The organism is Zafaria sp. Z1313 (genome assembly GCF_050563205.1).
Lineage (GTDB): Bacteria > Actinomycetota > Actinomycetes > Actinomycetales > Micrococcaceae > JAZDCJ01.
On record NZ_JBNWUK010000040.1, the window covers coordinates 1 to 5,819 of the forward strand.

A 5,819-nucleotide genomic window follows, 5' to 3' on the forward strand; every position below is an offset into this window, starting at 1 on the left:
AGGGTCTGCTGAAGGTTTAGTTGACTCCATGGTTTAGGCCGCCAGGGCGACGGCCTTTTGGTGGATGGTTTCGTATTCGACCGGGGTTAGCTTACCGAGCCGACGCTGTCGTCGGCGGCGGTGATAGGTCCGTTCGATCCAATGGATGATGGCCAGGCGCAGCTGATCGCGGGTGGTCCAGCGGCGGCGGTCGAGGACGTTCTTCTGCAACGTAGCGAAGAAGCTTTCCATCGCCGCGTTGTCCCCGGCGGCTCCGACCCGGCCCATCGAGCCGACCAGCCCGTTCTGCTTCAGGGCGTGCTGGAACTTCCGGGACCGAAATTGGCTACCGCGGTCGCTATGGACAACACAACCGGCGACGTTGGAGGCCCCACGCCGGGCCACGGCGTCCTTGAGGGCGGCCACCGCCAGACCAGACTTCATCCGGCGGTCGATGGCGTAACCGACGATCCGTCCTGAGCAGGCGTCCTTGATCGCGCACAGGTAGAGCTTGCCCTCACCGGTGCGGTGCTCGGTGATATCCGTCAGCCACGTGGTGTTGATGCTCTCGGCGGTGAAGTCCCGCTGCAACAGGTCGTCACAGACCGGCGGGCCGGGCTTCGCCCCGCCCCGCTTGGCGCGGCGCACGGTGGCGGAGAAGATCTGCTGCTGAGAACACAGCCGCCACACCCGCCGCTCGGAGACCCTGTGGCCAGCCGCCTGCAGTTCATCGGCGATGAACCGGTGCCCGAATTCCGGGTCATCGGCGTGGACGTCGTAGGCGGCGTCAATCAGATGGGCTTCCTCCCAGTCCCGGTCGCTGACAGGCCGGGCGTTCCACTTATAGAACGCCTGCTTAGAGAAGCCCAACACCCTGCAGGTCACCGTCACCGGAATCTCGGCGGCGGCAAGGTCACGGACCAGCGGGTACATCATTTTGGGCGGGCCTGCCCGGGCTTCAGATTCGCCTGCGACAAGTAAGCGGTGGCCTGGCGCAGGATCTCGTTCTCCTGCTCCAGCTCACGGATCCGTCTGAGCATCCTGGCCTGCTCGGCTTTCCCCTCGGTGCTCTCGGCGGGTTCGAATCCGTGCTGGTCGAGGCGGTTCTCGTTTACCCAGGACTGCAGCGCGGACCTGGACATCCCGAGGTCCTTACAGACCTGTACCTGGGTCATTCCTTGCTCGAGCAGCTCCAGGGCGCTGGCCTTGAACTCCTCCGAGTAGATCTTCGGCATGATGAATATCCTCTCTGCTCCGCAGAGCAGTCAGGAAGTCAACCGAACCTTCAGCAGACCCAAACTTGTTCGCGGGCTCGCTGACGTGGTCGAGAAGATGGGCGTACGACTATGTGAGGACACGACTGTAAGTGAAATCAGCCCGAGACCGGCTAGAACCGACAGAGGAAATGTCACAGCGACCTACATCCTGCGTGCCACCGAAGGATTCACCGCCAATCTGAAGGGTTTGCACCGCGAGTGGCTGCCAATGAATTCTTCTATGATTGTCACCGAGCCCCTTGGCGATGAGGTCTGGGCAGAGATCGGTTGGAGTGACTGCGACACAGTAGGAGACTCGGCGCACGCCTATGTGTACTCTCAACGAACAGCAGACAACCGCATTGCCCTTGGGGGCCGCGGCATCCCGTATCTCTTCGGATCAAGGACGGACGTAGGGGGAACCACGCAGCCAGAAACAGTCCGAGCCCTAACCAGGATGCTACGCAGAATGTTTGTCAATGGCCATTACGTTCTGCCCATGGGCGGCCAGTTGATGTGCCCGCTGGTGGCCAGTAAAACTGCCCGGTTATGGCCAACAGATCTGCCCACTGATTCGTTTCGGCGGGGTCGGCCATCGTTGGGTTGGTCAGTTCAAGCGGGTCACTCCTTTTCCGGCGAGGGCCTGGGTAAGACGGACGGAATCGCCGCTGGTCTGGCAGACGTGGGCGTGGTGCAGCAGTCGGTCAACGGTGGCGGTGGCGAGGGTTTTGGGCATGAGCTCATCGAACCCGGCGGGGTGGAGGTTGGAGCTGATCGCGACGGAGCGTTTTTCGTAGGCTGCGTCCACGACCCGGTAGAGGCCTTCGGCGGCGTCCGTGGCCACGGGCAACAGACCAATATCATCGATGACCACGAGCTCGGCGCGCAGGATCCGGGCAACGGCCCGGGTGACGCTGTCATCGGTTCGGTGGGCGCGGATGAGGACGCCGAGGTCCTCGAGCCTGAACCAAGCGACCCGCATTCCGGCTTCGACGGCCTGCTGGCCGAGGGCTTCGAGGAAGAACGTCTTCCCCGTCCCCGAGGGCCCGCAGACGACCAAGTTTTCCCTGCGGGTGATCCATTCCAGGGTCCGCAGTGCCTGCTGGGTCGGGCCCGGGATGGAGGACGCTGCAGGGTCCCACGCCTCGAAGGTCTTCCCGGTCGGGAACCCGGCTGCTTTGCGGCGGGAAGCGAGCATGGACCGGGCCCGGCCGGCGGCTTCCTCCGTGAAGAGGGCCTTGATGACCTCGGCCGGTTCCCACCGCTGGGCGCGGGCGGTCGCGATCAGGTCCGGGGCCAGCGCCCGGGCGTGGGGCATTTTCAGGGACCGCATCAGGGCCTCCAGGTCCGCCGGTAGCGGCGGAGCCACGGTATTGGTCGTGGTGACGGGGCTCATCGGGCCTCCTCCGGCGTGGTGATGGTTGCGGGGTTGCCGATCGCGGCCCACGCCCCTGTTCCTTGGGTGAGGGAGGTGGCTTCGTTGGCGGCGTGGGTGGTAGTGCGGCGGATGTTGGCGTTCAAGATCGAGGCGAGGTCCGGGTGCGCGAACCGGCCGTGCAGGGCGGCGTCGCCCAGGGCCCGGTCGACCTGATCAGTGCCGGCGATTTTGGCCAGCGTAACGGCTTCGGCCATTTTCACGTTCATCCTTGCGGTCCCGGCCGCGGCGGCCTCGACGAGCCAGGTTCTGGCGCCTTCGCCGATGGCCAGGAACGCGGCCTCGTCCGCGCTGCGGGCCCTCACCTCGTAGTCGCCGGGGAGCTTCGCCCGGGTTCCGGGGAAGTGTTCGTCGTTGATGGCGGGGCTGCCGGGCCGTGCCCGTTCGTGGCGGGCGACTTCGACGGGCCCGGTCGTGCCGTGGTGGACGATGATGACCTGCTCGCCGGGCCCGGTGCCGTGGGTGCGGACGAACACCCGGGCTCCGAGCAGGTGGGCCGGGACGGAGTACTGGGCGTTTTCGAAGGTGACCATTGGGGTGTTCTCCGGAACGCCGCGGGCCAGGCCGAACGCGACCGTGTGGGCGGTGTCCGGGATCCGGTGCAGCCGCGGGGCTTCCTCGGCGAGCATGGCCGCGGGTTTCCGCCGCGTCGTCCGGTGCTCACGGTGATTGACCTCGTCCATGAACGCCGTGCAGGCGGCCTCGAGCTCGGCGAAGGTGCGGTAGTCATCGCGGAGGTTGGTGTCTTTGGGCACGAGGTCGGCCTTGGCGAGTTTCACGGACGCTTCGACTCCGCCTTTGGTGGCCGGGTCCGCCGGTTGGCAGGTCAGCACGGTCACCCCGTAGTGCCGGGCGAAGTCCAGGGTCTGCTGGTTGCGCACCGGGACCCCGGCGACGTGGGCGGTGGTGACGGTCTTCTCGTTGTCCGTGAGGACATAGGTCGGCGCCCCTCCGAGGATCCGGAAGCACCGGTCCAGGGCCGCGAACACGCTCGGCGCGGTCCTGTCCCTGAGCGGGATCACGATGCGGAAGCGTGAGAACGCCAGCCAGGCCACGAAAAGGATGGTCTTCACCCCGCCGATCCGGGGCCCGTCGCCGAAGTCGTACTGCAACCACATCCCCGGTTCTGTGATCCACGGCCGGTGGACGCGGGTGTGGCCCAGCCGCCACGCGGCTTTGACCTGCGCGATCGCCCGGCGGGTAGACCGTTCCGAACCGGTGTAGCCCAGAGCGAGGAGCTTTTCGTGGGCCTTGTCGGCCCGGATCCGGCCCTTGGAGGCTTCGATCCATTCCTCGATCTTGGGCAGGAACGCGTCGGTGACCCGGCCGCGGGCCGCGGGTTCCCCGATCGGCCGGCCCGCGTCACGGGCGGTGACGTGTTTAGCAACGGTGTGGTGCGAGCAGCCCGTGAGCTCCGCGGTGGCGCGCAACGATCCGGTCAGATCGTAGGCAGCAAGAATTTCCATGATTTCTCCGTCAGACTTCATACAGGGCCTCTTCCTGGTTCGCTTTTGGTGCGCTTAGACACCGTCATCAAACCGCAGGGAGAGGCCCCCACCGCTTAAAGACGCGGCAGGAACAAGTAAGGAAGTGGGCAGATCTCATGGCCACCGGCGGGCAGTTCTGCTGGCCGCCAGCGGGCACTTTCGTGGCCGCCTATGGGCAGTTTTTCATGGCCGCTAACAAATGTTCCCGGCGGCCAGAAACGCACGAATCGAGCACGCCTGGGCCGGTGTTTTGGGGGTTCCGAGGAACTGGAAGGCAAGCGTAGGACTCGACCAACAAACCGGAGTGGGCTGGGCCGGCGGTTACGTCGGCACCGGCGTAACCGCAACCAACTTGGCTGCCCGCACCCTTCGTGACTTGATTCTCGATCCGCAAAGCGAACTTACGACTTTGCCCTGGGTCAACCGGCGGGTGCGGCAATGGGATAAAGAGCCCTTGCGCTGGATTGCCGTCAGCTCGCTTTATAAGGCCTACAATCTCGCTGACCGGGCCGAGAATGCAGGCAGAAAAACTACGTCGCCAATTGCAAAGATGGCTGGCATCATTACCGGGCGCACCTAAGCAGTGTCCGCCCGAGCCTTCGCGGAGGACGTCTCACCATTACAGAACTCCCGAGTTTAAGGGGCTGCTCACTAATGCGGTTGTGGACCTTGTTCAGCACCAAAAGGATCTGGCATCACGATTCCCGGTGATGGGGAATTCGGCAAGGCCATGTTTTGCGGAAAGAATACTGCAACCTTGTCAACGCCCGACTGATCGTGCACAGATTGATAATCCCTCCATCGCGGAAAACTGGGACCCAATCAACCCTGAGCCCAGCGTGCGTGGAGGACTACCAGCGGTTCACCCAAATCCACACTGAGTCGCTGAACCATGCTCTGCGCTTCCATGACTGCTGGGAATCCGGCACGGCCTACATACTACGGACATCGACTTCCGCCTCATTGTTGACCTGGTCCTCGGTGTTAGCGCGGGCTCCTACTCATTCGAGGGTGCCAACGCCCGCACGAACATGAATGGAGCCCTTTGGCAGGACACGACGCTGCCGGCCGGTAAGATCCTCGTCCCAGGGGTCGTGTCCCACGCAACAAACGACGTCGAGTATCCGGAACTGGTGGCCCACGCTTCACCGGACACGTTGGCCGCGACAATGTCATCGCCTCCACCGACTGAGGGCTTGGCGGCCGGGACTGTGGAAATAACGGTGTATCCGGCTCGACACGCCGGGCGGTAAGCCTGGCGGGGAGGAGCCCGATATGGCCGCAACACTTGAGGCTGTGCCGAGTACGAAAACCGCTGAAAAGAAGACAGAAGTATCCGAGGGCGACGCTGCGCGCGAGCTGGTCAGAATGGCGAAGGAACAGGGCCTGTCCCTGACCGGGCCGGACGGTCTGCTCAAGCAGCTGACCAAGACCGTGATCGAGACCGCGCTCGATGAGGAAATGACCGAGCATCTCGGATATGAAAAGCACGATACGGCAGGGAAGCAGACCGCGAATTCCCGCAACGGCGTGCGCCCAAAAACGGTGCTGACGGAGACCACGGGCCCGGTGGAGGTGGACGTGCCGCGGGACCGGGAAGGGACCTTCTCACCGGTCATCGTCAAGAAGCGTCAGCGCCGCCTGACCGGTGTCGATGAGATG

General features: G+C 64.2%; 5 protein-coding genes and 1 pseudogene. 3 read left to right on the plus strand and 3 right to left on the minus strand.

Going from position 1 to position 5,819, the window contains the following annotated elements; all coding sequences use genetic code 11:
• Positions 1–33 precede the first annotated feature (33 nt).
• Positions 34–1,214, minus strand: a protein-coding gene (locus ACQ3I4_RS16415) for an IS3 family transposase (RefSeq protein WP_430633870.1) whose coding sequence is annotated in 2 segments (ribosomal slippage) — positions 34–951 and positions 954–1,214 — 1,179 coding nt in all. Because the reading frame shifts where the segments join, the coding sequence is not laid out codon by codon here.
• A gap of 97 nt (positions 1,215–1,311) precedes the next feature.
• On the opposite strand from ACQ3I4_RS16415, the pseudogene ACQ3I4_RS16420 reads away from it, so the two are divergent.
• Positions 1,312–1,854 (plus strand): annotated as a pseudogene (locus ACQ3I4_RS16420) (FAD-dependent oxidoreductase); the annotation flags it as partial.
• Here ACQ3I4_RS16420 and istB read toward each other — a convergent pair.
• Complete coding sequence (gene istB / locus ACQ3I4_RS16425) at positions 1,843–2,631, minus strand: IS21-like element helper ATPase IstB (RefSeq protein WP_237428195.1); 789 nt, start codon at positions 2,629–2,631, stop codon at positions 1,843–1,845. The pseudogene ACQ3I4_RS16420 and the gene istB overlap by 12 nt on opposite strands.
• Entirely contained in the window at positions 2,628–4,157 is a 1,530-nt protein-coding gene (gene istA, locus ACQ3I4_RS16430; RefSeq protein ID WP_237428196.1) for an IS21 family transposase, read from the minus strand. Before istA ends, istB begins: the two co-directional genes overlap by 4 nt.
• 199 nt (positions 4,158–4,356) lie before the next feature.
• Between istA and ACQ3I4_RS16435 the strand changes: the two genes are divergently transcribed.
• Both ACQ3I4_RS16435 and ACQ3I4_RS16440 read left to right on the plus strand, forming a co-directional pair.
• Positions 4,357–4,737 carry a hypothetical protein gene (locus ACQ3I4_RS16435; RefSeq protein WP_430633923.1) on the plus strand — a complete coding sequence of 127 codons (381 nt, stop codon included), beginning with the start codon at positions 4,357–4,359 and terminating at the stop codon, positions 4,735–4,737.
• Positions 4,738–5,432: 695 nt separating this feature from the next.
• Positions 5,433–5,819: transposase (locus ACQ3I4_RS16440; protein WP_430633347.1), on the plus strand; the 387-nt coding region annotated here is incomplete at its 3' end.